The organism is Streptomyces sp. NPDC059166, from assembly GCF_042755185.1.
GTDB lineage: Bacteria > Actinomycetota > Actinomycetes > Streptomycetales > Streptomycetaceae > Streptomyces.
In genome coordinates this window covers 14220-40726 of record NZ_JBHZCI010000046.1, presented here as the reverse complement: position 1 = coordinate 40726, position 26507 = coordinate 14220, and the positions used below count along the sequence as shown (strand labels likewise).

21 protein-coding genes and 2 pseudogenes are annotated in these 26507 nt (G+C 70.4%); 8 read left to right on the top strand and 15 right to left on the bottom strand.

Annotated elements, in window-relative coordinates; genetic code table 11:
• Nucleotides 1-46: 46 nt before the first annotated feature.
• The 3 genes from ACFXOA_RS27725 to ACFXOA_RS27715 are packed head-to-tail and all read right to left on the bottom strand — an operon-like array spanning nucleotide 47 to nucleotide 4158.
• Complete coding sequence (locus ACFXOA_RS27725; protein WP_385034100.1) at nucleotides 47-775, bottom strand: GNAT family N-acetyltransferase; 729 nt, start codon at nucleotides 773-775, stop codon at nucleotides 47-49.
• A gap of 49 nt (nucleotides 776-824) precedes the next feature.
• The gene (locus ACFXOA_RS27720) at nucleotides 825-2738 is read right to left on the bottom strand and encodes an IucA/IucC family protein (RefSeq protein WP_385034097.1); all 1914 of its coding nucleotides are present in this window, start codon (nucleotides 2736-2738) and stop codon (nucleotides 825-827) included.
• Nucleotides 2739-2766: 28 nt separating this feature from the next.
• A complete protein-coding gene (locus ACFXOA_RS27715; RefSeq protein ID WP_385034094.1) occupies nucleotides 2767-4158 on the bottom strand; it encodes a diaminobutyrate--2-oxoglutarate transaminase family protein in 1392 nt (463 codons plus the stop codon).
• Between the two features lie 329 nt (nucleotides 4159-4487).
• Here ACFXOA_RS27715 and ACFXOA_RS27710 point away from each other — a divergent pair, with 329 nt between their 5' ends.
• Nucleotides 4488-5708: a trypsin-like serine peptidase gene (locus ACFXOA_RS27710; protein WP_385034091.1), complete on the top strand. Its 1221-nt coding sequence runs from the start codon at nucleotides 4488-4490 to the stop codon at nucleotides 5706-5708.
• Nucleotides 5709-5846: 138 nt separating this feature from the next.
• On the opposite strand, the gene hflX is transcribed toward ACFXOA_RS27710, so the two are convergent.
• From hflX to miaA, 6 genes are all read right to left on the bottom strand, one after another.
• Complete coding sequence (gene hflX / locus ACFXOA_RS27705; RefSeq protein ID WP_385034088.1) at nucleotides 5847-7367, bottom strand: GTPase HflX; 1521 nt, start codon at nucleotides 7365-7367, stop codon at nucleotides 5847-5849.
• 133 nt (nucleotides 7368-7500) lie between these two features.
• Complete coding sequence (locus ACFXOA_RS27700; RefSeq protein WP_385034085.1) at nucleotides 7501-8985, bottom strand: M1 family metallopeptidase; 1485 nt, start codon at nucleotides 8983-8985, stop codon at nucleotides 7501-7503.
• Between the two features lie 81 nt (nucleotides 8986-9066).
• Entirely contained in the window at nucleotides 9067-11205 is a 2139-nt protein-coding gene (locus tag ACFXOA_RS27695; RefSeq protein ID WP_385034082.1) for a RelA/SpoT family protein, read from the bottom strand.
• A gap of 140 nt (nucleotides 11206-11345) precedes the next feature.
• On the bottom strand, nucleotides 11346-12218 hold the full coding sequence (gene dapF, locus ACFXOA_RS27690; RefSeq protein ID WP_385034079.1) for a diaminopimelate epimerase: 873 nt from the start codon (nucleotides 12216-12218) through the stop codon (nucleotides 11346-11348).
• A 46-nt stretch (nucleotides 12219-12264) separates the two neighbouring features.
• Nucleotides 12265-12702, bottom strand: a complete 438-nt coding sequence (locus ACFXOA_RS27685; RefSeq protein WP_385034139.1) for a hypothetical protein — start codon at nucleotides 12700-12702, stop codon at nucleotides 12265-12267.
• Between the two features lie 107 nt (nucleotides 12703-12809).
• Nucleotides 12810-13748, bottom strand: a complete 939-nt coding sequence (gene miaA, locus ACFXOA_RS27680) for a tRNA (adenosine(37)-N6)-dimethylallyltransferase MiaA (protein ID WP_385034076.1) — start codon at nucleotides 13746-13748, stop codon at nucleotides 12810-12812.
• 151 nt (nucleotides 13749-13899) lie between these two features.
• Here miaA and ACFXOA_RS27675 point away from each other — a divergent pair, with 151 nt between their 5' ends.
• Entirely contained in the window at nucleotides 13900-14148 is a 249-nt protein-coding gene (locus ACFXOA_RS27675; protein WP_385034073.1) for an antitoxin, read from the top strand.
• 76 nt (nucleotides 14149-14224) lie between these two features.
• Here ACFXOA_RS27675 and ACFXOA_RS27670 read toward each other — a convergent pair whose 3' ends face one another.
• Together ACFXOA_RS27670 and miaB are read right to left on the bottom strand one after the other, a co-directional pair.
• Entirely contained in the window at nucleotides 14225-14944 is a 720-nt protein-coding gene (locus ACFXOA_RS27670) for a class III extradiol dioxygenase subunit B-like domain-containing protein (protein ID WP_385034070.1), read from the bottom strand.
• A gap of 14 nt (nucleotides 14945-14958) precedes the next feature.
• Complete coding sequence (gene miaB, locus ACFXOA_RS27665) at nucleotides 14959-16479, bottom strand: tRNA (N6-isopentenyl adenosine(37)-C2)-methylthiotransferase MiaB (RefSeq protein ID WP_385034068.1); 1521 nt, start codon at nucleotides 16477-16479, stop codon at nucleotides 14959-14961.
• Between the two features lie 160 nt (nucleotides 16480-16639).
• Here miaB and ACFXOA_RS27660 point away from each other — a divergent pair, with 160 nt between their 5' ends.
• Nucleotides 16640-17554 (top strand): YceI family protein, encoded by a 915-nt coding sequence (locus ACFXOA_RS27660; RefSeq protein ID WP_385034065.1) that lies wholly within the window; start codon nucleotides 16640-16642, stop codon nucleotides 17552-17554.
• 68 nt (nucleotides 17555-17622) lie between these two features.
• Entirely contained in the window at nucleotides 17623-18621 is a 999-nt protein-coding gene (locus ACFXOA_RS27655; RefSeq protein WP_385034062.1) for a TAXI family TRAP transporter solute-binding subunit, read from the top strand.
• A 222-nt stretch (nucleotides 18622-18843) separates the two neighbouring features.
• Here the strand turns inward: ACFXOA_RS27655 and ACFXOA_RS27650 are convergent, their stop codons facing one another.
• Both ACFXOA_RS27650 and ACFXOA_RS27645 read right to left on the bottom strand, forming a co-directional pair.
• Nucleotides 18844-20238: an ATP-binding protein gene (locus ACFXOA_RS27650; RefSeq protein WP_385034059.1), complete on the bottom strand. Its 1395-nt coding sequence runs from the start codon at nucleotides 20236-20238 to the stop codon at nucleotides 18844-18846.
• 15 nt (nucleotides 20239-20253) lie between these two features.
• Nucleotides 20254-20946 carry a response regulator transcription factor gene (locus ACFXOA_RS27645; RefSeq protein WP_385034056.1) on the bottom strand — a complete coding sequence of 231 codons (693 nt, stop codon included), beginning with the start codon at nucleotides 20944-20946 and terminating at the stop codon, nucleotides 20254-20256.
• A 368-nt stretch (nucleotides 20947-21314) separates the two neighbouring features.
• Between ACFXOA_RS27645 and ACFXOA_RS27640 the strand changes: the two genes are divergently transcribed.
• From ACFXOA_RS27640 to ACFXOA_RS27625, 4 genes are all read left to right on the top strand, one after another.
• Nucleotides 21315-22100, top strand: coding sequence for an amino acid ABC transporter ATP-binding protein (locus ACFXOA_RS27640; protein ID WP_385034053.1), 786 nt, complete (start codon nucleotides 21315-21317; stop codon nucleotides 22098-22100).
• Nucleotides 22101-22132: 32 nt separating this feature from the next.
• Nucleotides 22133-23056 (top strand): transporter substrate-binding domain-containing protein, encoded by a 924-nt coding sequence (locus ACFXOA_RS27635; RefSeq protein WP_385034050.1) that lies wholly within the window; start codon nucleotides 22133-22135, stop codon nucleotides 23054-23056.
• A 140-nt stretch (nucleotides 23057-23196) separates the two neighbouring features.
• Nucleotides 23197-23844, top strand: coding sequence for an amino acid ABC transporter permease (locus tag ACFXOA_RS27630; protein ID WP_385034047.1), 648 nt, complete (start codon nucleotides 23197-23199; stop codon nucleotides 23842-23844).
• Nucleotides 23841-24767 carry an amino acid ABC transporter permease gene (locus ACFXOA_RS27625; RefSeq protein ID WP_385034044.1) on the top strand — a complete coding sequence of 309 codons (927 nt, stop codon included), beginning with the start codon at nucleotides 23841-23843 and terminating at the stop codon, nucleotides 24765-24767. The genes ACFXOA_RS27630 and ACFXOA_RS27625 overlap by 4 nt, the downstream gene beginning before the upstream one ends.
• A 161-nt stretch (nucleotides 24768-24928) precedes the next feature.
• Here the strand turns inward: ACFXOA_RS27625 and ACFXOA_RS27620 are convergent.
• Together ACFXOA_RS27620 and ACFXOA_RS27615 are read right to left on the bottom strand one after the other, a co-directional pair.
• Nucleotides 24929-25096, bottom strand: a pseudogene (locus ACFXOA_RS27620) (integrase core domain-containing protein); the annotation flags it as partial.
• Between the two features lie 121 nt (nucleotides 25097-25217).
• Nucleotides 25218-26422, bottom strand: a pseudogene (locus ACFXOA_RS27615) (IS30 family transposase).
• Nucleotides 26423-26507: the final 85 nt, after the last annotated feature.

Here is a 26507-nt window from a genome sequence, read left to right as displayed (position 1 = left end):
GTGGGACCGATGGGGCTCGAACGGGATGAGCGGTGCGGTGGGGTGCTCACAGACGGCCACGAAGGGCTCGGTCGCGCACCATGAGGGCGGCACGCTTGTCCGGCAGGTCGACTTCCTCGCAGAAGCGGAAGCCGGCGCTCAGGAAGGCTGACACGGACGGGGTGTTGCGCAGATCGGGCTCCGCGACGACCCGGGCGCAGAGTGGGCGGTTGTCGAGCACGAGGTCGGAGACGGCTCTCAGCAGGACGCTCCCGATGCCCCGCCCGCGATTGCCCACACCGCCGATGAGGAGGTGGAGGCCGATGTCGTGGGGCCGTGCGGCGTAGTGACGGGCCAGGGGGTCCAGATCCGCGCGGTAGATCTCCCAGTAGCTCATGGGCACACCGTCGAGGATCCCGAGGCAGGGGACGCTGCGGCCGTCCCCGTCGAGCTGGGCGCGGAGATGGCCGGCGGTCACTGGCTCAGGTCCGGCCAGCTCCCAGAAGGCGGCCACCGCGGGGTCGTTCATCCAGCGGCTGATCAACGGCACGTCCCGTCCCGCTTCGACCGCGGCGAGCTGGAACACTCCTGCGGGCGTCTCGACGGAGCTCCACGAGCCGGGATTTCCCACGAGCGTCGAGGCGGCGGCCGCCGCACCCGCGCCGGGGTCCTCCCCGAGCAGGGCCAGGAGCTCCTCGGTGAGCAGCAGTTCGAGGGTGTCCTCGGTTCCGGAGGTGTCGGGCGGGACTGCGCCTGAACCGTTTCCGGCATCCGCGTCGGCATCGGCTTGACGCACCGTGGTGTGCTCCTCTCGGTCGGGTCGGGGCTGTCCGGTTCCTCACCGGTCAGCCGTGGAGCGGGTTGTCGATCGTGACGTACACGGACTGGGTGTCGACCGGCCCGACGAGCTCGTCGAGTCCGTGCATCCGGGTCAGCATGTTGGCCTTGCACCGCAGCCGGTCCGTTTCCAGAAGATAGGCGGGCAGGGACGAGCCGAGGGGCACGGCCCGCTCGAGGAAACCTCGGAAGGCGGCGAGCAGCAGCTGTTCGTCGGCGAGCCGTTGTGCGCCGAACGCGCCGATCAGTCCGAACACGTTGTTGATGCCGAGGTAGTAGGCGAGCCGCTCGTCGGTGACTGCGTCGGAGACGAAGGTGTCGCTGACGGCACCGATGCCCGGAAGACGGCGTTCGAGGGAGGACCGGCGCGACTCGCGGAAGTAGTAGCCCTGGTTGTCGCGGTACCTCCCCCCGGCGGGCCAGCCGTCCGCGTCGAGGAGGACGAGGGTGTTCTGCTGGTGTGCTTCCAGGGCGACGCCCGCGTGCGCGTCGAGCCAGAGGACCGGGAGGACGACGCGGTCGAGGTAGCGCAGGAACCACTCCGCGCAGACTGCCGCGGTGGTCCTTCCGGTGCGCGCGGCCAGTGAGGAGACCGTTTCGGCGAGCCGGGAGTGGGTGCCGGAACGTCCGGGCCAGGGACGGGGGGCGGTGAGACCGGCGATGCAGACCGCGTCGTCCGGGGACCGGAACGGGTTGTGGCGGAGGATCACGTCGAGTCCGTGCACGGGGCCGCCGTCGGGGTGGTCGACGGCCAGCCAGGCGGGGTCACGGACGATGTCGAAGCCCGGGTGGGCGGTCTGCCACAGCTCGGCCAGTCCGGTGCGGAGCAGCCGGTGGACCTCGGCGCCGCGGTGGAGCTCCTTGCGGAGGTTCTCCCGGCGCGAGTTGGTGATGCGCACCCCGAGGGAGAGCTTCAGCATGAGGTCGGAGCCGGGCCGGTGCACGGTGCGGACGGACGAGGTGGGGTGCCAGTGTTCCCCGTACGGACCGAGGTCGTGCAGCAGGCGCTTCTCGCAGAGCGCGACGACCTCGGGGCGCCGGAGCACCTCCGTCGCCTGCCAGGGGTGGAAGGGGACGGCCGCGGTTCCTTCGGGGATCCGCAGCCCCTGGCGATGGGGCGCGAGGAGCGCTTCCGCGGTGACCGGCCTTCCGGCCCTGGTCCAGGACGAGTCCGTGGCCAGCACGGAGCGGTCTACGGCCATCCAGTGCAGCGGGAAGGATCCCCGCAACTCCGGTGAGTAGAGCAGGGTCTCGGACTCCGAGAGGCCCTCGCGGCTCTTCGGTGTGGGGTGCAGGGGGTGGCCGAGGACGAGGGACTGCTCCGCGGTGAGGAAGCGGTCGGTCTCGGTGGGGAGCTCCGGTGTCCGGCGGCGGTCCGCGAGGAAGACCGCGGTGTTGCGCACGGAATCGGCGACCCTGGCGACCAGGTCGAGCCCGGTGTCGCGCCCGCCCTCGCGGCTGAGCAGGGCCGCCACGGTCGCGGCGTCGGCCGCCGGGGCTCCGTCGGGGGCGTTCTCCAGGACTGCAGCCCCGAAGCGGTGCCAGCCGGTCCGGGACCAGTGGATGACGGGGACCAGGAGCGCGGTACCACTCGCCGGGAGGGGGATGCGCAGGGTGTCACCCGCCGGACGGGGCAGGTCGTTCTCCCTGGTCCAGCAGCGCAGGAGGTTCTCCGAGCCCGCGTGGTCCGCGGCGCGGAGCGGGTCCGGGTGGTCCAGGGGCTCCTGCCACGCGGGGCCGGGGCCCGGATCCACGGGGGCGCCGGCTCGTGCTTCCGCGCCGGCACGCGGGATTCCGTGCGGTCCGGCCTTCTGTCGCGGCACGGTCGTCGACTCGACGGCGAGGGGTCCGTCCGGTGGTTCTTGTCCTCGCTGCTGACCGGGGCGGGTGCCGTCGGCGTCGGGCGCGGGAGTGGGGTTCACGGCGGTCTTCCTTGTGAGAGGTCCGGGATCAGCGGGTCGGCCCGCCGACTGCCCGGCGGTACGGAGAGCACTCGGCCGCTCTCAGCGCGTCGGCGAGGCGGTCGACGACCGCGGTCGCCTGCTCGTCGGTGAGCGTGAGGGGAGGGAGCAGCCGGACCACGGCGCTGTGGCGTCCGCCGAGTTCGACGATGAGCCCGCGGCGCAGGCATTCCTGCTGTACGGCCGCGGCGAGGGCGGGGTCGGGCGGCGGGGCGGAGCCGGTCTCGGCGGTGACGGTGACCGGCTCCGCCCCGGGATCCACCAGTTCGATGCCGAGCATCAGGCCGCGGCCGCGCACGTCGCCGATGCTGGGGTGCTCCGAGGAGAGTGCCTGGAGCCGGGCGAGCATCCGGGCGCCGAGGATCCCGGCCCGTTCGGCGAGCCGGTTCTCCCTCACGTACGCGAGCGTCGCGGCTCCGGCGGCCATGGCGAGCTGGTTGCCGCGGAAGGTCCCGGCGTGGGCGCCTGGTTGCCAGCGGTCGAGCTCGGAGCGGTAGACGATCACCGCGAGCGGCAGCGAGCCTCCGATCGCCTTGGAGAGCACCATGACGTCGGGCACGACGCCGCTGTGCTCGACCGCCCAGAACGCGCCGGTCCGGCCCACTCCGGTCTGCACCTCGTCCGCGATCAGCGCGATCGAACGCTCACGGGTGATGCGGCGCATCCGGCGCATCCACTCGTCCGGTGCGGGGTTCACCCCTCCCTCACCCTGGACCGGCTCCAGGATCATGGCGGCCGGGGCGGGTACCCCGCCCTTGGGGTCGTCCAGGAGGTGCTCGGTCCATCGGGCGGAGAGGTCCGCGCCGCGCTCACCGCCCGCTCCGAAGGGACAGCGGTAGTTCTGCGGGAACGGCAGCCGCGTCACCCGCACGTCGGGGGCACCTCCCGACGCTCCGAGGGCTCCGGCGGTCATGCCGTGGTAAGCGCCTGTGAAGGCGAGGAGTCCGCTGCGCCCGCTCGCCGCCCGGACCAGTTTGAACGCGGCCTCGACGGCGTCGGTGCCCGCGGGGCCGCAGAACTGGATCCGTGCGTCGTCGGCCAGTTCCCGCGGCAGGGTGGCGAACAGCTCGGTCGTGAAGTCGTCCTTGACGGGTGTGGCGAGATCGAGCACGTGCAGGGGTGCCCCGGAGTCGATGACCTTTCTGATCGCCTCGAGCACCACGGGGTGGTTGTGGCCGAGCGCCAGGGTGCCCGCACCGGACAGGCAGTCGAGGTAGCGCCGGCCGTCGGCGCCTTCGATGGTCATGCCCCGGGCGCGCACCGGCACGATCGGCAGGGACCGCGCATAGGTGCGGGCCGCCGATTCGCGTAGCGCCTGACGCCGCAGGATCCCCTCGTGTGCGGGGGGCGCTGCCACCGGAGCTGGTTCGGTCACGGCCACGGCTGTCGGTCCTCCTGCGATAACGGTTGCGTTGCGTCTTGGTGCTTCTTCCGAGGACGGACCGCGCCTGTGAACGCCTGACGGAGGTCCCCCGTACGTACCAACGACGCGGAAGGCGGGAGATCACGGGTAAATCGGAAGATCCTTGCGGCTGCGGAACCATGGGCCTGCCGAGCGCCGTCCCCCAGGGCACCGGCATAGTAGGGGCCGCACGCGGGACGGGTCGCCTCTCCAGGAGTGTGCGCCGCGGCCCCCAAGGGCGGTGCGGCGCGCGCCCGTTCCGCGCAGCGGCAACGAAGTCAGTGACGAAGTCCCAGGGGGATCAGCAGATGCGACGCACGCGCCCGATCGACACCGCACCGCGCGGAGGGAGCCTTCGCCGAACGCCCCGGGTGTTCGCCGCCACGGCCCTCGCCGCGGTCCTCACGCTCACCGCCGCCGCGTGCGGGCCGGAGGAGGACGGGGCGGCCGGTGAACCGAGCAGTTCGGCCGCGCAGTCCTCGGACGGGAAGGTCGTGATCCCGGACGACCTGAAGGACCGTCTGAAGGAGCACGGGATCGACCTCGACCAGTGGCGGAAGGGCGAGTGGAAGAACTGGGACAGGGACACCTGGCTGCGCGAGGCCAAGGACTTCGTCAACCCGATCATCGAGGACCTCTGGAACCCGGACCGGATGAGGGAGGCGCAGAAGCCGCCGGAGACCCCCGTCGCTCCCGACATCTCCGGTGACGAGGGTGTCACGGACCCGACTCCGGCACCGGTGAGGGCGGTGAACCTGGCGACGCCGTACCACGACGCCGCGCCGGCGTCCGGGAAGCTGCTCTTCGACGGCCCCGAGGGCTCGATGGTCTGCTCGGCGACGGTCGTCCAGGACCCCGCCCACCCGGGCAAGTCCAACATGGTGTGGACCGCGGGCCACTGCGTGCACGCGGGCAAGAACGGCGGCTGGTACCGCAACATCGCCTTCGTGCCCTCGTACAACGACAGCGGCATGTCGACGGCGGAGCTGGAGAAGGCGACCCGGGAGGAGGTCGCTCCCTACGGTGTGTGGTGGGGCCAGTGGGCCCAGACGTCCGACCAGTGGATCAGCCAGGGCGGCCCGACCGGCGGGCAGGGTGCCCCGTACGACTTCGCGGTGCTCCAGGTCGCGCCCGAGAAGGGCTCGACCGGCAAGTCCCTGGAGGAGACCGTCGGTTCGGCACTGCCCGTGGAGTTCGACGCTCCGGCGGTCCCGGAGATCGAGTCCATGACGGCGACCGGCTATCCGGCGGCCCCGCCCTACGACGGCCAGAAGGCCCTGCAGTGCACCGACGAGCCGGGGCGCCTCGCCGTCTTCGAACAGCAGCCGACGATGTACCGCATCGGCTGCACGATGACAGGTGGCTCCTCGGGCGGCGGTTGGGTCACCGAGGGCCGGGACGGCAAGCCCGCCCTGGTGTCCAACACCTCGATCGGTCCGGTGACGGCGGGGTGGCTGGCCGGTCCGCGCCTGGGCGAGGAGGCGAAGGGCGTCTACGAGGCGGTCAGCAAGAAGTACGCCGGGCGGTAGGGCGCGAACGCCCGCTCCCGGTACGGCGGTGGCCGTCCGGGGCGGGCGCGCCGGAGGCCGGGTTCCCCACGCGAGGTGGGGAACCCGGCCTCCGGTGTGTACGGTCCGCCGGTGTGCCTTCCGGCAGGGTGCGTTCCGTCAGTGCGCGGCCAGGACGAAGACGGCGAGTTCCGCGGCGAGTTCCTCGTGGACCCGGGCCTTGAGCAGGGTGCCCTCCGCGGTGTGCTCCTCGGAGATCACCTCGCCCTCGGCGTGGACCCGCGAGACGAGTGCGCCCTGGATGTAGGGCACGAGCGCCTCGATCTCCACGGAGGGCCGCGGGAGCTCGGCGTCGATGAGCGCGAGCAGCTCGTCGATCCCGGCACCGGTCCGCGCCGACACCGCGATGGCGTGCTTCTCCGTGCGCAGCAGCCGCTGCAGGACGAGCGGATCGGCGGCGTCCGCCTTGTTGATCACGACGACCTCGGGCACGTCGACCGCGCCGACCTCCCGGATCACCTCGCGCACGGCGGCGAGCTGCTCCTCGGGCACCGGGTGCGAGCCGTCGACCACGTGGAGGATCAGGTCGGAGTCTCCGACCTCCTCCATGGTGGAGCGGAACGCCTCGACCAGGTGGTGGGGCAGGTGCCGGACGAATCCGACGGTGTCGGCCAGGGTGTAGAGCCGGCCGCTCGGGGTCTCGGCCCGGCGCACGGTCGGGTCGAGGGTGGCGAAGAGGGCGTTCTCCACGAGGACGCCCGCTCCGGTGAGCCGGTTGAGCAGCGAGGACTTGCCGGCGTTGGTGTAGCCGGCGATCGCCACGGAGGGCACCTTGTTGCGCCTGCGTTCCTGCCGCTTGATCTCGCGGCCGGTCTTCATCTCCGCGATCTCCCGGCGCATCTTCGCCATCTTCTCGCGGATCCGGCGCCGGTCCGTCTCGATCTTGGTCTCACCGGGACCACGGGTGGCCATGCCGCCGCCGCCGCTGGAACCGCCGCCGCCCATCTGACGGGAGAGCGACTGCCCCCAGCCGCGCAGGCGCGGAAGCATGTACTGCATCTGCGCCAGCGACACCTGCGCCTTGCCCTCGCGGGACTTGGCGTGCTGGGCGAAGATGTCGAGGATCAGGGCGGTCCTGTCGACCACCTTGACCTTGACGACGTCTTCCAGATGGATCAGCTGGCCGGGGCTGAGCTCACCGTCGCAGACGACGGTGTCGGCCCCCGACTCGAGCACGATGTCCCGGAGCTCCATGGCCTTGCCCGAACCGATGTACGTGGCCGGGTCGGGCTTGTCGCGCCGCTGGAACACGGCGTCGAGAACCTGGGCGCCCGCCGTCTCGGCGAGAGCGGCGAGCTCCGCGAGCGAGTTCTCGGCGTCGTGCACGGTGCCCGAGGTCCACACGCCGACGAGCACCACGCGCTCCAGGCGCAGCTGCCGGTACTCGACCTCGGTGACGTCCTCGAGCTCGGTCGAGAGGCCCGCGACACGGCGCAGCGCCGCACGCTCGGAGCGGTCGAGCTGGTCGCCGTCCCTCTCGCCGTCGATCTCGTGGCTCCAGGCGACGTCCTCTTCCATCAGGGCGTCGGCCCGAAGGCTCTCGGTGCGGCTCTCGGATTCGTTCTCCGGGGCGCTCTGCGCGTCCTGCGCGTCCTGGGGAAGGGAGGAAGAGGAGGTCATTGGATCCTTACGTCGATAGAAGTCGTGTATGCCAGTCACAACGCGTGACCCCGCCGGAAGATTCCCATGCGCCGGGACGACCGGCCGGCCGCCGTGCCGACGCGTCGATAGTGGCATGTCCCCGCCCGGCGCGTCACTCGGGTTTCGGTGCCCGGCGCGGGTCAGCGCCGGCGTCGCGGGGTGTCTCGCTGCGCCAGTCCGGGTGCCCCGGCATCGGCGGGGTCTTCGTCCCGTACAGCCAGCCGTCGAAGAAGTCCGTCAGGTCCCGTCCTGCGATCCGCGAGGCCAGCGCGGTGAAGTCGTCCGTGGTGGCCGAGGCGTCGCGGTGGGTGCGCACCCAGGTCCGCTCCAGGCGGTCGAACGCTGCCTGGCCGATCTCCGCGCGCAGCGCGTAGAGGATGAGCGCGCTGCCGTCGTAGACGACCGGCCGGAACAGGCTGATCTTGTGGTCCGGGGTGGGGACGTCCGGCCGTGCGGGCGGGCCTCCGGCCGCGCGCCAGGCGTCCGAGCGGGCGTACGCCTGGCGCATCCTGCTCTCCAGGGGCTTCTTCGCGTGTTCCTCGGCGTAGCGGGCCTCGTACCAGGTGGCGTGGCCCTCGTTGAGCCAGAGATCGGACCAGGACCGGGGGGAGACGCTGTTGCCGAACCACTGGTGGGCGAGTTCGTGCACCATGACGGAGTCGACGTACCACTCGGGGTACCCGGTTCCGGTGAACAGGGACCGTTCGAAGAGCGACAGCGTCTGGGTCTCCAGCTCGAAGCCCGTCACCGTGTCGGCGACCAGCAGTCCGTACGTCTCGAACGGGTACGGTCCGACCTGCTCCTCCATCCAGGCCAGCTGCGCAGGGGTCTTGCGGAGCCAGGGCTCCAGCTTCTCGCGGTCGGCCGCGGGGACCACGTCGCGGACCGGCAGTCCGCGCGGCCCGGTCCGGTTCAGGACCGCCGAGCGGCCGATGGACACCTGCGCCAGCTCGGTGGCCATCGGATGCTCGGTCCGGTAGGTCCAGGTGGTCTCGGTCCCGTGCTCGTGCCTGCCCGCCGGGAGGCCCCCGGCGACGACGGTGAAGGCCTTGGGCGCGGTCACCCGGAAGGTGAACCACGCCTTGTCGGACGGGTGGTCGTTGCCCGGGAAGACACGGTGCGCCGCGTCGGCCTGGTTCGCCATGACGAGCCCGTCGGCCGTGGGCACCCAGCCTCCGCTGTCCCTGTCGCCGGAGGGGTCACTGGTGTGCCGGACGGTGATCCGCAGAGGGGCGCCGGCGGGCAGCGGGGCGGGGGGGTCCACGACGAGGTCCTCGCCCGCGGTGGCGAACCGCGAGTTCCTCCCGTTGACCTCCACGGAGCTGACGGTGCCCCGGGCGAAGTCGAGGTTGATCCGGTCCAGGTGCGCCGTGGTCCGCGCGTCGATCCTGGTGACGGCGGGCAGGGGCTTGGTGTTGGCTCCCTTGTAGGTGAGCGAGATGTCGTACGCGAGTACGTCGTAGCCGGGGTTGCCGAGGTGCGGGAAGAGGCGGTCGCCGAGGCCGAGCGGTTCGGGTGCGGGCAGCGTTGCGGCGACGAGCGTGACCGACGCGGTGGCCAGCAGGGCGGCGCGCAGTCGGCGCGAGGTGAGCGGCATGGACTACGGCTACCAGCGCGCACCGGCCGGCGGGGTGTGGCGCGCGCCGCGCCACCCGAAAGGGTCGCCCGGTGGGGGCGGTCAGCCCGTCGAGGCCGGCTGCTGGGCGCGGCTCACGTCGTAGACACCCGGTACGTCGCGCATGGCCCTCATGAGGCCGGGAAGCCCGGCGGCGTCAGGGAGCTGGAGCGTGTAGGTGTGCCGGACGCGCTGTTCGCTGGGGGGTTCCACGTTCGCCGAGACGATGGCGGCGTCCGCCGTCGCGATGGCCTCGGTGAGATCCGCCAGGAGCCGGGGCCGGCCGAAGGACTCGGCGACGAGGGTGACCCGGTAGTCGGCCGCGCAGCCCAGGTCGCCCGGGTCGTTCCACCGTGCCCCGACGGCGGCCCGGCCGGTGCCGCGCATCCGGGCCACGGTGGGGCACTCCTCGCGGTGCACGGTCACGGCGCCGCCCCTGACGGTGAAGCCCAGGATCCGGTCGGGCGGGACCGGGGTGCAGCACCTGGCGAGCCTGACCGGGGCGCCCTGCGCCTCGACCGCCAGGCTGAGGTGCCTTCCCGTGGGCCGCCCCCGGCTGCCCGGCCCGTCGTCGATGGGCTGGAGCTGCGGCCTCCGCGCGTCCTGCCCGTGGGGCCCCTGTCCGCCCGCGGGGTGGGTGTCGAGCCACGCCGTGATCGCGATGCGGGCGGCCGGTGTACGGGCGTGGTCGAGCCACTCGGGCGAGGGACCGGAGGAGGCGTCCTGGGCCAGCAGCAGCTGCACCGTGTCGCCGTCGTTCAGTACGGTGCTGAGCGTCGCGAGGCGGCCGTTGACGCGCGCTCCGATACAGCCGTGGGCCTCGTCTCCGTGCTGTGCGTAGGCGGCGTCGACACAGCTGGCGCCCGCCGGGAGCCCGAGGGTCCCGCCGTCGGTCCGGAAGACGGTGATCTCACGGTCCTGGGCCAGGTCTTCTCGGAGTGTGGCCCAGAAGGTGTCGGAGTCGGTGGCGGACTCCTGCCAGTCCAGGAGGCGGGAGAGCCAGCCCGGCCTGGTCGGGTCCGCGCGCTCGCCGTCCGCGGGTTCGGCCTGGTTCGCGGCGGTGCCGTCCTGCGCGTAGGGGTTGCCGAGCGCGACGACGCCGGCCTCCGCGACCTTGTGCATCCGGTGCGTCCGGATGAGGACCTCGGCGACCGCGCCCTCGGAGCCGACGACGGCGGTGTGGAGCGACTGGTAGAGGTTGAACTTGGGGGCGGCGATGAAGTCCTTGAACTCGGAGATCACCGGGGTGAGACAGGTGTGGAGCTCGCCCAGGACCGCGTAGCAGTCGGCGTCCTCCCCGACCAGGACCAGCAGGCGCCCGAAGTCGGTGCCCCGCATCTCCCCGCGTTTGATCCTGACCCGGTGCACGGAGACGAAGTGGCGCGGCCTGATGAGGACCTCGGCGCTGATGTCCGCCTCCCGCAGGGTGGCCCTGACCCTGTCCGCGATGTCCGTGAGCGGGTCCTGGGCTCCTTCCCAGGCCGAGATCAGCGCCCGGGTGCTTTCGTACTCCTCCGGGTGGAGGATGGCGAAGACGAGGTCCTCCAGCTCCGTCTTGAGGGCCTGCACCCCCAGGCGTTCCGCGAGCGGGATCAGTACGTCCCGGGTGACCTTGGCGATCCTGGCCTGCTTCTCGGGGCGCATGACGCCGAGGGTGCGCATGTTGTGGAGCCGGTCAGCGAGCTTGATCGACATGACCCGGACGTCGTTGCCGGTGGCGACGAGCATCTTCCGGAAGGTCTCGGGCTCGGCGGCGGCGCCGTAGTCGACCTTCTCCAGCTTGGTGACACCGTCCACGAGGTAGCAGACCTCGTCGCCGAACTCCGCGCGCACCTGATCCAGCGTCACATCGGTGTCCTCGACCGTGTCGTGGAGGAGCGAGGCGGTCAGGGTCGTGGTCTCCGCGCCGAGTTCGGCGAGGATCAGGGTCACGGCCAGCGGATGGGTGATGTAGGGCTCGCCGCTCTTGCGCATCTGGCCCCGGTGCGAGGACTCGGCAAGGACGTACGCCTTGCTCAGCACGGCCAGGTCGGCGTCCGGGTGGTGCGCGCGATGGGCCTCCGCGACGTGCCCGATGGCGTCGGGCAGCCGGTCACGGGAGACCGGCCCGAGCAGGGCTACACGGCCCAGCCTGCGCAGATCGATCCGTGGACGACCGCGCTTGCGAAGGGGAACACCTGGATTGGTGGCCTCTGCGCTCATGGGGCACCTCCGGCAGCGTCGACCGGCGGTGGAGGGATGCGGTTACACCCCCGGGCCGGTGCTTGATGCTATCGACCCCACCACGTGGCGCAGTCCACCTCTCGCTCAGCGTGAAACGGATCACCCATTCGAGCGAAGCTCTAACCGATCATCGTTTCGAGCCAGGTGGGGTCGATGACGCCCTCGGCGACGATGACGGCGGGCCCGGTCATGTCGATGCCGCCGTCCGGGTACTCGGTGATCACCAGGGTGCCGCCCGGCAGGTCCACCGTGTACGTGGCGGGGGCGCCGGTCAGCGCGGGGTCGGCGCCGTCCCGGCGGGCGGCGGCGACCGCCACGGCGCACGCGCCCGTGCCGCAGGAACGGGTCTCTCCGGAGCCCCGCTCGTGTACACGCATCGCGACGTGTCCCGGTCCGCGGTCCACGACGAACTCGATGTTGACCCCGTCCGGGTAGACGGCCGGGGGGCTGAACGGCGGTACGGAGCGGAGCTCACCGGCGTGTGCGAGGTCCTCGACGAACGCGACGGCGTGCGGATTGCCCATGTTCACGTTGCGGGCCGGCCAGGAGCGGCCGTCGACCGTGACCGTGACGCCCTCCTCGGGCAGCTCCGCCCGGCCCATGGACACGGTGACGGCACCGTCCTTGGCGAGGTGCACCCGCTTGACGCCGCCCCGCGTCGCGACTGCCAGGTCCCCTTCGGCGACGTGCCCGGCGCGCTGCAGGTAGCGGGCGAAGACCCGCACGCCGTTGCCGCACATCTCGGCGACGGAACCATCGGCGTTGCGGTAGTCCATGAACCACTCGGCCTCCCCGGCCATGCCCCGGGCCTCGGGGTGCGCCTCGGACCGCACGACGTGCAGCAGCCCGTCGCCGCCGATCCCGGCCCGGCGGTCGCAGAGCCGCGCGACGACGGGTGCCGGCAGGTCGAGGGTGTTGTCCGGGTCGGGAACGATCACGAAGTCGTTCTCGGTGCCGTGGCCCTTGAGGAAGCTGATCTGCGGAGTGGTCACACTGCCACTCTACGAGGCCGCGGGCCGCCGGTCGGCCCGGGGCCGGTCAGCGCAGCCGGGCCACTCGCCAGACCGCCAGGGCCACCAGCACGGAGCAGACGGCCACGTACAGCGCGATCATCCGCCAGTCGGGGCGCTCGTCCTCACCCCTGCCGGGCAGACCGGGCCAGGTGTGGCCCACGCGGCGGGCCGCCATCATGCCCCAGCCGGCGGCGCAGCAGCTGATCAGGAGCCCCAGCATCGCGACGACGGCGCCGCCTCCGCCGAACTCGAAGGCGAGCGGGAAGGCGAACATCAGGGACCCGACGGCCGCCAGGGCCACGATCGGCGCGAGCTGCCAGATCCGCATCCGGCGGACGGGCCGCAGCTCGACCTCGACCTCGGGGGCCGCCTGCGGCTCGTCCGGCCCGTCGGAGCTCAGGCGCCCCGCCTCGTGCCGCGTACCCGCTGCTTCCCGGTCTGTGTCGCGAGGGCCGGCCTCCATCGCCACGCGCCCTCCCAACTCGGACTCCACTGGTGGATCGATGCTCGATGATGGCACGCTCCCGGCTGCCGAAATGACGACCGGAGCGTCCCGATGCCATCACGTGATCAGGCTGTAACCGCTCGTTCGACCAACGCCAGCGCCCGCTGCGGGAGTTCCCCCCGCTGCGTATCGGCGCCGTTCAGCCACCGCACGCGCGGGTCGCGCCGGAACCACGAGTCCTGACGGCGCGCGAAGCGCTTGGTGGCGCGCACCGTCTCGGCGCGGGCCTCGTCCTCGGTGCACTCCCCCGCGAGCGCCGCGAGGATCTGCTGGTAGCCCAGGGCGCGGGAGGCCGTGCGCCCCTCGCGCAGTCCGAGGGTCTCCAGTGCGCGCACCTCGTCGACGAGCCCGGCGTCCCACATGCGGTCCACGCGGGTGCTGATCCGTTCGTCGAGTTCGGGCCTGCCGACGTCCACACCGATCTGAACCGCGTCGTAGACCGGTTCGTCGCCCGGGAGGTTCGCGGTGAAGGGTCTGCCCGTGATCTCGATGACCTCCAGGGCGCGGACGATGCGCCGCCCGTTGCTCGCCAGGATCGCGCGGGCGGCCCCCGGATCGGCGGCGGCGAGCCGGGCGTGCAGGGCTCCGGACCCGAGCTCGTCCAGCTCCCGTTCGAGTGCGGCCCGCACCTGGGGGTCCGTCCCGGGGAACTCGAGGGCGTCGATCGCGCCCTTCACGTAGAGCCCCGACCCGCCCACCAGCACGGGGGTCCTGCCCTCGGACAGCAGGCGGTCGATCTCGGCGCGCGCGAGCCGCTGGTACTCGGCCACGCTCGCGGCCTCGGTGACGTCCCAGATGTCCAGGAGGCGGTGGGGGACCCCGTCGCGTTCGGCGAGGGTCAGCTTTGCGGTGCCGATGTCCATGCCGCGGTAGAGCTGCATGGAGTCGGCGTTGATCACCTCACCACCGAGCCGCTGGGCGAGGAACACTCCCAGATCTGACTTGCCGGCGGCGGTGGGGCCGACGACGGTGATGACGCGGGGGGCGGGAGGCGGTCTTCTCACCGGGACAGTCTCCCAAACTCCGGGACGCCCACGGACCGGGTGCGGCTTCCCCGGCGGCCTCCGGTGGTCACGCAGGGACACGGTGAGTCACGCATGATTCCTGACAGACGGGTAAAATGTGATCACAGTCCCCCAGCACGGAAGGTGACCCATGGGTTTCCTGGACAACCTGAAGACCAAGCTGGCCCCGGCCAAGGAGAAGGTCGGCGACCTCGCGCAGCAGCACGGGGGCAAGATCGAACAGGGCCTCGACAAGGCCGCTCGTACGGTCGACGAGAAGACCAAGGGCAAGTACAGCGACAAGATCGTGTCCGGCACGCAGAAGGCCAAGGACGCGGTCGACCGTCTGGGCAACAAGGACACGGGCGGCACTCCCCCGCCGCCGCCCCCCGCGTCCTGACCTTCGGCCTGAGGGCCCGGGGAGCGATCTCGCTCCCCGGGCCCTCAGGTGTGCCGGTGCCGGGTGGAGCAGGTGCTCACGACCACGCGGCGACGGCGTAGCCGACGCCGTACGGGGCGTCCTCGTACAGCAGCCGGCCCCCCAGCGCTGCGCTCCGGGCCGCACCGGCGAGCACCTGCCAGGGGGCTCGTCCCGCCGCCTTGAGTTCGTACGCGAGGGTCTGGTCCAGGGCGCCGAGCGCGGCCACGTCCGCCGCGCCCAGCGCGCGGGCGGCGGCGGCGTCGAAGCCGGTGGCGCGCTCGTCCAGATAACCGGGCGACTTGACCGTGCGGCAGGCGCTGCCGTCCCCCATGACCAGCAGGGCGACCCGGCCGGCCCGGTCCGCCAGCGTGGCTCCCTCGGTGAGGCATTCCTCCGCGGGAAGCGTCTCCCGCACACCGAGCCCCTCGACCGGGGCGCCCCTCCACCGGACGCGCTCCAGCAGCCACGCGGCGACGGCCAGGGACGGCGGGAGCGGACGGCCCGAGGGACGGGCCCCGGCGCCGGGCTCTCCCAGCCGGACCGTCGTGTCCACTCCGAACCCGGCGAACGACCCGACGGATCCCGAGGGGTAGGCCCCGGCCTCGGCGGCGCCCGTCGGCCCGGTCACGACGAGCAGATCGGGCTGTGCGGCGGCGAGCACGGCGAGGGCGTCGAGGCAGGCGTTCCTCGCTGCGTCCAGTTCGGGCCCGGCTCCCGCGGCCACCTCGGGGACCAGCAGCGGCGGGCAGGGGCAGACGGCGGCGGCGACAAGCATGCCGGTCAGCGTACTCAGTCGCAGCCGCACCCCGGGGCCGCGGCCACGGGCAGGGGCGCGGGTGCGCCGATGCCGGGCAGGCCGAGCATGACTCCGGCAGGCCGCTCCGCGGGGGCGGCGTTGCGCTTCTCCCAGGCGTCTCCCGACCGGGTGCGGCGGACGCCCAGCGGCGTGCCCTCGGCGAGCAGGTGGTGCGGTGCGGCGTAGCTGATCTCCACGGTCACCACGTCCCCGGGACGTACGTCCTCGGCCGGCTTGGTGAAGTGGACCAGCCGGTTGTCCGGGGCGCGGCCGGAGAGCCGGTGGGTGGCGCCGTCCTTGCGGCCCTCCCCCTCGGCGACCATCACCTCGAGGATCCGGCCGACCTGCTTCCTGTTCTCCTCCCAGGAGATCTCCTCCTGGAGGGCCGACAGCCGCATGTAGCGCTCCTGCACGACCTCCTTGGGGATCTGCCCCTCCATGTCGGCGGCGGGGGTCCCGGGACGCTTGGAGTACTGGAAGGTGAAGGCGTTGGCGAAGCGGGCCTCGCGCACGGCGTGCATGGTCTGCTCGAAGTCCTCCTCGGTCTCGCCGGGGAAGCCGACGATGATGTCGGTGGAGATGGCGGCGTCCGGCATGGCCGCGCGTACCTTCTCGATGATTCCGAGGAAGCGCTCCTGGCGGTAGGAGCGGCGCATGGCCTTGAGGATCGTGTCGGATCCGGACTGCATCGGCATGTGCAGCTGCGGCATCACGTTCGGGGTCTCGGCCATCGCGGCGATCACGTCGTCGGTGAAGTCGCGCGGGTGGGGCGAGGTGAAGCGGACGCGTTCGAGGCCCTGGATCGTGCCGCAGGCGCGCAGCAGCTTGGAGAACGCCTCGCGGTCGCCGATGTCGGAGCCGTAGGCGTTGACGTTCTGGCCGAGCAGGGTGATCTCGCTCACGCCCTCGGCGACGAGCGCCTCGATCTCGGCGAGGATGTCGCCGGTGCGGCGGTCCTTCTCCTTGCCGCGCAGCGCGGGGACGATGCAGAAGGTACAGGTGTTGTTGCAGCCCACGGAGATGGAAACCCAGGCGGCGTAGGCGGACTCGCGGCGGGTGGGCAGCGTCGAGGGGAATGCCTCGAGGGACTCGGCGATCTCGACCTGCGCCTCCTCCTGGACCCGGGCGCGTTCCAGGAGGACCGGCAGTTTGCCGATGTTGTGCGTCCCGAAGACGACGTCGACCCAGGGGGCGCGCTTCACGATCGTGTCGCGGTCCTTCTGCGCGAGGCAGCCGCCGACGGCGATCTGCATGCCGGGGCGCTTGGTCTTCATCGGGGCGAGGCGGCCGAGGTTGCCGTAGAGCTTGTTGTCCGCGTTCTCCCGCACGGCGCAGGTGTTGAAGACGACGACGTCGGCGTCGCCGTCGGATCCTTCGGGCGCCCGCACGTATCCGGCGTCCTCCAGGAGACCCGACAAGCGCTCGGAGTCGTGGACGTTCATCTGGCACCCGTAGGTGCGCACTTCGTAGCTCTTCTGGACGTCCACTGCATCGCTCCGGTTGCCGCTGGTCATGGAACAAGGGTAGGCGGTGGCCGGGGTGCGGCCGTACGGCGGAGCAGACCAGGTCCGTGCGGGGAGGCGGTGCGGGCCGGGGAGAGGGCCCGGGGGCCGATGAACGGCGCCTTCCGGTCGGTTCTTATGCTGATCGTTCCACGCTTGAAAGGTGCATGTGATGGTCCTCTCTCTCCTCCGCGGCAGGCGATCCAGGACGGCCTCCGGTGGCGGTGAGAGATTCACCTTCCCGGTGCCCGAGGGGGCCGGCACGGTCACCTGTGAGGTCGTCGAACCCATGGGCCAGCCGCTCGGCGGCGCGGAGATCACGGTCACCGCGATGAACTCGGCCCGGACCGTCGCCAAGGGGACCACGGACCTGTTCGGGATGTTCGTCGCCGCCATGCCCCCGGGCGACTACCGTCTGCTGATGACCGCGGAGGGCATGCAGCCGGCCAGCTGGACCTTCGAGATAGCGGCGGGCGAGACCCTGTCGATGGGGCGGGTGCAGCTGGACGTCGCTCGGCAGCTGGAGCCCCCGACGCCCGGCACCTGGCTCTTCGACCCGCCGCACACCGCCATCCGCTTCATCGCCAAGCACGTCGGCATGGCCAACGTGCACGGGCGCTTCACCTCCTTCGAGGGCGGGGTACGGGTCGCGCCCACGGTCGAGGACTCCCAGGTGGAGATCCGCATCGACGCGTCGAGCATCGACACGGGGAACAAGACCAGGGACAACCATCTGCGTTCGGCGGACTTCCTCGACGTGGAGAACTTCCCGTACCTGCACTTCGCGAGCAGCCGCTTCATCAGCCGGGGCGGGAACAACTGGACCGTCCAGGGAGGGCTGACGATGCACGGCGTCAGCCGCTCCGTCTCCCTGGACACGCAGTACCTCGGTGCCGTCAACGGCGGCTACGGCGAGGAGCTGCGGTGCGCGGCGCGGGCCACGGCCGAACTGCACCGCGAGGACTACACCCTGAACTGGCGCAACATGCTCGCCAAGGGCATCGCCATCGTCGGCCCCACCATCCAGCTGGAACTCGACATCCAGACCATGTTCCAGGGCCCCGACACCCCGACCCCGCCGGAGTAGCGGCGCCAGCGCCCACCCGGTGGCCACCGCCCTGGCCTCCGGGGGTGTGCGAATGGCAGGATCGCGCCATGCTGCACGCACTGTCCGGATCCGGCAGGCGACGCACCCTCCAGGGGGGCGCCGCCGCCGCGGTCGTGCTCGGACTGCTGCTGTGGTGGGTCCTCCCGCTCGGCGAGGAGGAGCCGAGCGGGTCGCTCACCTTCTCCACCGGTGTGCGCAGCGGTGTGTACCAGCGCTACGGGCAACGGCTCGAAGGCGCGCTGGCCAAGGACATGCCCGGGGTCTCGATACGGCTGCGGAACAGTGAGGGATCACAGCAGAACATCGAGCGCGTGGCCACCGGGAAGGCCGACTTCACGATCGCCACGGCGGACGCGGTCGCCACCTATCTGCAGAGCGAGAAACCGGGTTTCGAGCGGCTGCGGGGCTGCGTCCGCCTGTACGACGACTACGTCCAGCTGATCGTGCCACGGGACTCCGCCATCCGGACGGTCGCCGATCTGCGTGGGGCGAGGGTCGGCGTCGGCCAGACGGGTTCGGGGGTCCTCCTCGTCGCGGACCGGCTGATGAGGGCGGCAGGCATCGACCCGGCCTCGGACATCACCCCGGTGCACGCCGGCATCGACACGATGCCGCAGCGGCTGACCGACGGGCGGCTCGACGCCTTCTTCTGGTCGGGCGGGCTGCCGACCGCCGCCGTGGAGCACCTGTCGGAGAAGCTCGAGATCCGTCTGGTGCCGCTGGAGGAACCTCTGATCACGGAGCTCCAGGCGGTCGGCGGATCGACCCGCTACTACCGGTCTGCGGTGATGCCGGCGGATGCCTACCCGGGCGCCCAGCAGGGCATGTCCGTGCAGACGGTCGCCGTCTCCAACCTGCTGATCACCACGGACCGTACGGACCCGCTGACCACCGAGGCGTTCACCCGGACCGTGATCGACAGCCGGGACCGCATCGGCCGGGAGGTGCACTCGGCCCAGCTGGTCGACCTGCGCACGGCGATCTACACGGATCCGCTGCCCCTGCACGAAGGGGCCAGGCGCTACTACCGCTCGGCCAAGCCCTGACGCTCCGGCGTCACGCCCGGACGTGCGGGCGCCCAGGCCGGAACCCGTCGTGCCCAGCCTTGCGGGGCGCCGGGTGGAGCCTTCGTCCCGCTCACCCTTGCGGGGCGTCGCGCGGAGCCCCCGTCTCACCCGGCCTCGCGGGGAGTCCCCGTCCCACCCGGCCTCGCGCGGCACGGCGCTTCGCCCAGCCTTGCGGGGCGCCGGGTGGAGCTTTCGTCCCGCTCACCCTTGCGGGGCGTCGCGCGGCACCGTGACGGTGACCTTCAGCCCGTGCGGCTCGTGGACGGAGTAGCCGATCGATCCGCCGCCCGCCGAGAGCAGGGCACGCGAGATGGAGAGACCGAGGCCGGATCCCTTGACGTTCTGGTGCCGGCCACTGCGCCAGAACCGGTCTCCGATGCGCTCCATCTCCTGCTCCGTGAGGCCCGGTCCCCGGTCCGCGACCACGACCGCGGCCCCCGTGCCGTCGGCGCCGGCCGTCACCCTGACCTCCTCGCCCGCCGGCGTGAACTTCAGCGCGTTGTCGATCACCGCGTCCAGCGCGCTGGACAGGGCGATGGGATCGGCCCAGCCGGTCACCGCACGCGATCCGTCCAGGGTCAGCCGTACGCCCTTCTCGTCGGCCAGTGGACGCCAGGAGGCCACGCGCTCCGCCGCGAGCGCCCCGATGTCCGTGAGCCGGAGATCCGCCGTCGTGTGCTCGGCGAGCGCGAGGTCGAGAAGGTCGTCGAGCACCTGCGCGAGCCGCTTGCCCTCGGTCCGGACCGAGGCGATCTCCTCGTTCCCCTCGGGGAGTTCGAGCGCGAGCAGTTCGATCCGGAGCAGAAGCGCGGCGAGCGGGTTGCGCAACTGGTGGGAGGCGTCGGCGACGAAGGCCCGCTGCTGCTCCAGCACCTCCTCGACGTTGTCGGCCATCTCGTTGAAGGACCGGGCCAGACGCCTGAGTTCAGGCGGTCCGCCCGATGCGACGACCCGTGACCTCATGCGGCCGCTGGCTATGTCGTGGGTGGCCGCGTCCAGCACGCGGACGGGGCGCAGCACCCACCCGGTGAGGCGGAACGCGGCCCCGACGGCGACGAGCATCGCCACCGCTTCGCCGAGCGCGATGAGCAGCCAGCCACGCAGGATCCGGGAGCGCATGGCTCCGGTGGGCGAGTCGGTCACGACGACGGCGACCACGTCCCCGTCCCTGACCACCGGCGAGGCGACCACGATCCGGTCGTCCTGCCATGGCCAGACCTGGGGCGGGTCGTGGGACCGGCGGCCGAGGAGCGCCTCCTGGAAGGCGGCCCGGCCCTCCCCGTCGACGGGCAGCGCCCAGGACGCGGGGGCCTTGGCGAGCGCCGAGTCGTCCCGGTAGAAGACCCCGGCCCTGATGCCGTACACGGAGTCGTAGGACTCGAGTTCGGTCTGCAGGGTCCGCTGCCGCTCGTCGGTGCTGATGGCGGTCTCGCTGACGAACTGCGCCAAGGCGCCGAAGCGCGCGGTGTCGTCGATCCGGTCGATGACGACCCGCTGTTGCTCGGCGGCCGCCACCCGCACCGCGAGCGGGAAGCCGAGGGCGAGCAGGACGGCGGCCATCAGGACGATGAGCAGGGGGAGCAGACGGGTACGCACCGGCGGTGTACGTCCTCAGGCCGTCGGCGACACGAGCCGGTACCCGACGCCGCGTACGGTCTCGATCAAGGCGGGGAGACGCAGTTTGGAGCGGAGCGAGGCGACGTGCACCTCCAGCGTGCGCCCGGTCCCCTCCCAGCTGGTCCGCCAGACCTCGCTGATGATCTGCTCACGGCGGAAGACCACCCCGGGGCGCTGCGCGAGGAGCGCGAGCAGGTCGAACTCCTTGCGGGTGAGCTGGACCTCCTGACCGTCCACGCTGACCCTGCGGGTGGGCAGTTCGATACGGACGGGGCCGAGCAGCAGCGCCGCGAGCGGGGTCTGGCCGGTGTCCTCGCCTGCGGTCCTGCGCCGGGCCACGGCGTGGATGCGGGCCAGGAGTTCGCCGGTGTCGTACGGCTTCACGACGTAGTCGTCGGCGCCGAGGTTCAGGCCGTGGATGCGCGAGCGGACGTCGGACCGCGCGGTCACCATGATCACCGGGATCGCGGACCGCTTGCGGATCTTCCCGCACACCTCGTAGCCGTCCTGGTCGGGGAGACCCAGGTCCAGGAGGACGACCCCGAAGGGTTCCTTCTCGGCGGGGAGCAGTGCCTGGAGGGCCTCCTCTCCGCTGCGGGCGTGGACGACCTGGAACCCGTGCCGGGAGAGCACGGCGGAGAGGGCGGCGGCGACATGGTCGTCGTCCTCGACCAGCAACAGCCTCATGCGCCCTCCTCTCGTGTCGGCGTATCCCGGGCGGGGATTTCCCGGGCCCGCTTCCGGGCCGAGCGAAACTATCCGTGATGACGGACGGATGTTCCACCCGGCGAACCTTCGCGTAGGCGACGATTCACGTCATCCTGCACCAGGGCATCCACCCCGATGACGCATGTGTCAGTCAAGACCCTCCCCGTTACCAGAGGGTTTCCGTTACCCACCCGGTACGACGGCCCACGCGCCGTGGTGTCCAGTTCACGCGGTGTGTCCGGTTGAAGCCGGATCGTTATGCTCAATTTCCGCTCAGATGTAATGACGTTGGTAGCACTGCGTCACTAGGGTCCTTCTCTAACCGAGGAGGACGGAGCAAGAAGCCGATGAGCGGAGTTTCAGTGACCAAGGCCGCCGAGGATGCCGCACCCGCGGGGGACGACCTTGTCGTACTGAGCAACGTCAACAAGCACTTCGGCGCGCTGCATGTGCTCCAGGACATCGACCTGACCATCGCCCGTGGCGAGGTCGTCGTAGTCATCGGGCCCTCCGGGTCCGGGAAGTCCACGCTGTGCCGCACGATCAACCGCTTGGAGACGATCGACTCGGGCGCCATCTCGATCGACGGCAAGCCGCTGCCCGCGGAGGGCAAGGAGCTGGCCAGGCTGCGTGCCGACGTCGGCATGGTCTTCCAGTCGTTCAATCTCTTCGCCCACAAGACGGTGCTCGAGAACGTGATGCTGGGCCAGCTCAAGGTCCGCAGGACGGAGAAGAAGCTCGCCGAGGAGAAGGCGCGGGCGCTGCTCGACCGGGTGGGCGTCGGAACACAGGCCGACAAGTACCCCGCACAGCTCTCCGGCGGCCAGCAGCAGCGCGTCGCGATCGCCCGCGCGCTGGCCATGGACCCCAAGGTCATGCTCTTCGACGAGCCCACGTCGGCCCTCGACCCGGAGATGATCAACGAGGTGCTGGAGGTCATGCAGCAGCTCGCCCGGGAGGGCATGACGATGGTCGTCGTCACCCACGAGATGGGCTTCGCGCGCTCGGCGGCCAACCGGGTCGTGTTCATGGCCGACGGCCGGATCGTCGAAGAGGCCACGCCTGACCAGTTCTTCAGCAATCCGCGCAGCGACCGGGCCAAGGACTTCCTGTCGAAGATCCTTCACCACTGACACCAACGACCCACGACAAAAGGATTGTTGACATGAAGCTCCGCAAGTCGGCCACCATCGCGGCCATCGCCGTGCTCGCCCTGACCGCGACCGCCTGTGGCGGCAAGGAAGGCTCCGCAGGTGACAAGCCATCGGGGGTCAAGCCCGGTTCGTCGGAGGCGCCCAAGCTGCCGACGTACACCGTCGCCACCGGTGTCGACCTGGACTCGCCCACCTTCAAGGAGGCGAAGAAGCGCGGCAAGCTGGTGATCGGCGCCAAGGCCGACCAGCCCTACCTCGGCTTCGAGGACCAGTCGACCAAGAAGCGCTCCGGCTTCGACATCGAGATCGCCAAGATGGTCGCGGCCGACCTCGGCTTCTCGGACAAGCAGATCGAGTGGAAGACGGTCGACTCCGGCATCCGTGAGACCGCGATCTCCAAGGGCCAGGTCGACTACTTCGTCGGTACCTACACGATCAACGACGAGCGCAAGAAGCAGGTCGGCTTCGCGGGCCCGTACTACAAGGCCGGCGCGGACCTGCTGGTACGCAAGGATGAGAAGTCCATCACCGGCAAGGAGTCGGTAAAGGGCAAGAAGGTCTGCTCGATCGTGGGTTCCACCCCGCTCCAGGAGATCAAGAAGCCCGAGTACGGCGCTCAGGTCGTCGAGCTCGCCAAGTACTCCGACTGCGTGCAGCAACTCCTGACCAAGCAGGTCGACGCCGTCACCACCGACGACTCGATCCTCAAGGGCTACGCCGCCGCCAACTCCGGCAAACTCAGGGTCGTCGGCAAGCCGTTCACCGACGAGCCCTACGGCGTCGGCCTGAACAAGGACGACAAGACGCTTCGCGAGGCGATCAACAAGTCGCTGGAGACCCACATCCAGGACGGCACGTACAAGAAGATCTACGAGGCGACCCTGGGCCTGTCGGGTTCGGACTACACCGAGCCGCCGGCCATCGAGCGCTACTGACGCAGCCTCATCGCTGACGTCCCGTCACTGACGACACCCGCGTGAGTGGGGCCTCCCGTATGCCGCCGCCCTGAGCACGGCAGCGTACGGGACGCCCCTTCCCCTGCCCTGATGCCGCTGACTGCCGACGCGGAGACCCCATGAACGTATTGCTCGACAACTTCCCGGATTACCGCGACGGCTTCATAGGCACCGTGTCGATCACCGTCATCAGTTCGGTCATCGCACTGGTCTTGGGTGTCGCCATTGCCGGCTTCCGCGTGTCGCCCGTGCCGCCGCTGCGCTTCTTCGGCACCGCCTGGGTGACCCTGCTGCGCAACACCCCGCTGACGCTTCTTTTTCTGATCTTCTTCTTCGTGGTGCCGGAGATCCTCTTCCCGGGCATGAGCCCCTTCCTGCTCGGTTCGCTCGCTCTCGGCTTCTACACCTCCTCCTTCGTGTGCGAAGCGGTTCGCTCTGGCATCAACACGGTCCCCCTGGGACAGGCCGAGGCCGCCCGCTCCATCGGAATGACGTTCACCCAGACCCTACGGATCGTGGTTCTCCCGCAGGCCACCCGCTCCGTCATTCCACCGCTGAGCAGCATCTTCATCGCGCTCACGAAGAACTCGGCCATCGCCGGCGCCTTCAGCGTCGCCGAACTCTTCGGGTGGCAGAAGCTGATGAGCGACCGGGGCTACGAGATCACGCCCGTCTTCATCTGGGTGGCCCTCGGCTACCTGGTCGTCACGTTCGCCATCAGTGGTCTCTTCCGGCTGCTGGAGCGCCGCATGGAGGTCGCCCGATGAGTGCCAGCGTTCTCTACGACGCCCCAGGTCCCAAGGCAGCCATACGCAACCGGATCTATGCCGTGGCCGTCAGCCTCACCATCCTGGGCCTGATCGCTGTCAGCCTGATGCGGCTGTCCGACAAGGGGCACCTCGCCCCTGAGATGTGGGATATCTTCAACTACGCTGGCATCCGGCAGAACATCGCGGACGCCGCGCTCGCCACGCTCAAGGCCTTCGGGCTGGCGGCGGTCGGATCGCTGATCCTCGGCGTCCTGCTCGCCGTCGGCCGGCTCTCCGACCACAAGACGGTCCGCTGGGCCGCTGCCACATTCATCGAACTCTTCCGCTCGATCCCGCTGCTGATCACCATCTACACCATCTGGGTCGGCTTTCTTACCGACTACTCGATGTGGGCCCTGGCGCTCGGCCTGTCGGTTTACAACGGCTGCGTCCAGGCGGAGGTGCTTCGCGCCGGCATCAACTCGGTGCCCAAGGGCCAGAGTGAAGCTGCCTATGCCTTGGGCATGAGCAAGACCCAGGTCATGGTCAGCGTACTAATGCCTCAGGCGGTCCGCGCAATGCTGCCGACCATCATCAGCCAGCTGGTGGTGACCCTGAAAGACACCTCGCTCGGCTTCATCATCCTGTACCCAGAGCTGCTCCAGACCGCTCGTCTGATCGCCTCCAACACACAGGTCAACGGCCAGTACCCTTACGTATCGACCATCGCCGTGATCGGTACAATCTATGTGGCGATGTGTCTTCTCCTATCGACGCTCGCAACCTTGATCGAAAAGCGCGGCAGGCGGGCCAAGACCGGAATCGCGGTTGCCCACGCCGCCGCGACGCCGGAAGCCGACAGTCTCGTCGGCTCTCGTACCGAAGACCGGGCTGCGGAAAAGCACAACGAAAACGAGGGACCCGACAATACGAATTATTGATCGGAGGCTCATATGGTTCCCGTCCAGGACGTACCGGACGTGCGGGCCGTCGAAGTAGCCGCAGACGATGTGTGGCCGGCCCCGGCGCCTGCAGAAGACGAGTCTGAGCTGTACCGAGTTTCGTAGAGTCCGGTAATCTTGCTTCAGGCGGACTGCGGGGTTTACTCCTGGCTTCGCCAGAAGGCTTCCTCGTGCTCGGTCGGCGGCACGTAGTCGAGCGCGGAGTGAAGACGCTCTTCGTTGTACCAGGTGATCCACTGGAAGATCGCCCGCTCGACCTGGTCGACGTCCTTCCAGGGGCCCTGCATCTCGATCAGCTCGGCCTTGAAGGTGCCGTTCAGGGCCTCGGCCATCGCGTTGTCATACGAGTCCGCGACCGAGCCGACTGACGCGGAGGCGCCGATGTCGACGAGCCGGTCGCCATACCGAATTGATACGTATTGGGCGAGTTCAATTGGTCGTTGCAACACGGGGCTGTTGCAGCGAGCGTAGCTGTTCCTCGAAGACCTCGGCCGGTGTCCGCTCCGCCAACCGAGTACTTTGCGGGGCCGGTTGTTGATCGCCAGCGCGACGGCTTCGAGGTCCTCGGACGACCACCGGGACAGGTCGGTTCCCTTCGGGAAGTACTGACGCAACAGCCCGTTCGTGTTCTCGTTCGTCGGTCGTTGCCAGGGCGAGTGCGGATCGGCGAAGAAAACCTTCGTGCCGGTGTCGATGGCGAGCTGGGCGTGGCCGGAGAGTTCCTTCCCGCGGTCCCAGGTGAGGGTTTTGCGCAGCTGCTCGGGCAGCTGCGTCATCGACGTGGTGAGCGCCGCGTTCATCGCGATCGCGCCATAGCCCCCGAGTGAGGTGCCGTTCTTCACCGGCGGGCTCTCGCCCCAGCCTTCGAGCCGGGGCAGGTGCACCAGGAGCGTGGAGCGGCTGCTGCGCTCGACCAGCGTGCCGATCGCGGAGCGGCCCGTTCCGATGATCAAATCGCCTTCCCAGTGTCCGGGGACCGCGCGGTCCCCGGCCTCGGCGGGGCGTTCGCTGAGGACGACGTCCGCGGTGACATGCCCTTGCGGCTTGTTCGGCGACCGTGCACGGGGAGTCCGTAGTGCCCGGCCGGTACGCAGACACGTGACCAGCTCCCGCTTGAGCGCACCGCGGCCCTCGATGAACAGCGCCTGGTAGATCGCTTCGTGGCTGATGCGCATGGACTCATCATCGGGGAAGTCGACGTGAAGGCGGCGCGAGATCTGCTCCGGGCTCCAGGCTGTCGCCCATCTTCTGTCCTGGCGGTGCGGCTTGTTCAGTCCCTTCCACGCGGGCGTCGTGGGCCCGGTGACGATCGTGCCGTCGGGACGACGGACACTGCCGGCAAGCCGTTCCTGTACGTATTCACGCAACCTGTCGTTGCCTACGAGTTTCGCAGCTTTCGGGCGCTTCGCGGCCTGCTGTGCCTTCCACTGCGCGACCGTGGCCCGGTACTCCTGCTTCCCGCCGCGGGTGGCGGCGTTGCGGCGCAACTCGCGCGAGATGGTCCCCGGGTCACGTCCGATCGCGCGGGCGATCTCGCGCACGCCTTTGTCCCCGGCGCGCAGAATCACTATCTCCTCGCGCTCCTCGAAGCTCAGGTAGCGGCCGGTGGGCTCGGCCAGAGAGATCGGCGGCATGCCGCCAGCGTGACGGAACCACCGAGTACCGACCGGCACCGACACCCCGACCGCCAGCGATGCTTCAGCCGTCGTGACCCCGGTG

What these genes read in the sequence shown, in the direction of transcription:
- ACFXOA_RS27710 (WP_385034091.1), top strand. Translation starts at nt 4,488, where the DNA reads ATGCGACGCACGCGCCCGATCGACACCGCACCGCGCGGAGGGAGCCTT.
- hflX (WP_385034088.1), bottom strand. Translation starts at nt 7,367, where the DNA reads ATGACCTCCTCTTCCTCCCTTCCCCAGGACGCGCAGGACGCGCAGAGC.
- ACFXOA_RS27700 (WP_385034085.1), bottom strand. Translation starts at nt 8,985, where the DNA reads ATGCCGCTCACCTCGCGCCGACTGCGCGCCGCCCTGCTGGCCACCGCG.
- ACFXOA_RS27695 (WP_385034082.1), bottom strand. Translation starts at nt 11,205, where the DNA reads ATGAGCGCAGAGGCCACCAATCCAGGTGTTCCCCTTCGCAAGCGCGGT.
- ACFXOA_RS27685 (WP_385034139.1), bottom strand. Translation starts at nt 12,702, where the DNA reads ATGGAGGCCGGCCCTCGCGACACAGACCGGGAAGCAGCGGGTACGCGG.
- ACFXOA_RS27675 (WP_385034073.1), top strand. Translation starts at nt 13,900, where the DNA reads ATGGGTTTCCTGGACAACCTGAAGACCAAGCTGGCCCCGGCCAAGGAG.
- ACFXOA_RS27670 (WP_385034070.1), bottom strand. Translation starts at nt 14,944, where the DNA reads ATGCTTGTCGCCGCCGCCGTCTGCCCCTGCCCGCCGCTGCTGGTCCCC.
- miaB (WP_385034068.1), bottom strand. Translation starts at nt 16,479, where the DNA reads ATGACCAGCGGCAACCGGAGCGATGCAGTGGACGTCCAGAAGAGCTAC.
- ACFXOA_RS27660 (WP_385034065.1), top strand. Translation starts at nt 16,640, where the DNA reads ATGGTCCTCTCTCTCCTCCGCGGCAGGCGATCCAGGACGGCCTCCGGT.
- ACFXOA_RS27655 (WP_385034062.1), top strand. Translation starts at nt 17,623, where the DNA reads ATGCTGCACGCACTGTCCGGATCCGGCAGGCGACGCACCCTCCAGGGG.
- ACFXOA_RS27645 (WP_385034056.1), bottom strand. Translation starts at nt 20,946, where the DNA reads ATGAGGCTGTTGCTGGTCGAGGACGACGACCATGTCGCCGCCGCCCTC.
- ACFXOA_RS27640 (WP_385034053.1), top strand. Translation starts at nt 21,315, where the DNA reads ATGAGCGGAGTTTCAGTGACCAAGGCCGCCGAGGATGCCGCACCCGCG.
- ACFXOA_RS27635 (WP_385034050.1), top strand. Translation starts at nt 22,133, where the DNA reads ATGAAGCTCCGCAAGTCGGCCACCATCGCGGCCATCGCCGTGCTCGCC.
- ACFXOA_RS27630 (WP_385034047.1), top strand. Translation starts at nt 23,197, where the DNA reads ATGAACGTATTGCTCGACAACTTCCCGGATTACCGCGACGGCTTCATA.
- ACFXOA_RS27625 (WP_385034044.1), top strand. Translation starts at nt 23,841, where the DNA reads ATGAGTGCCAGCGTTCTCTACGACGCCCCAGGTCCCAAGGCAGCCATA.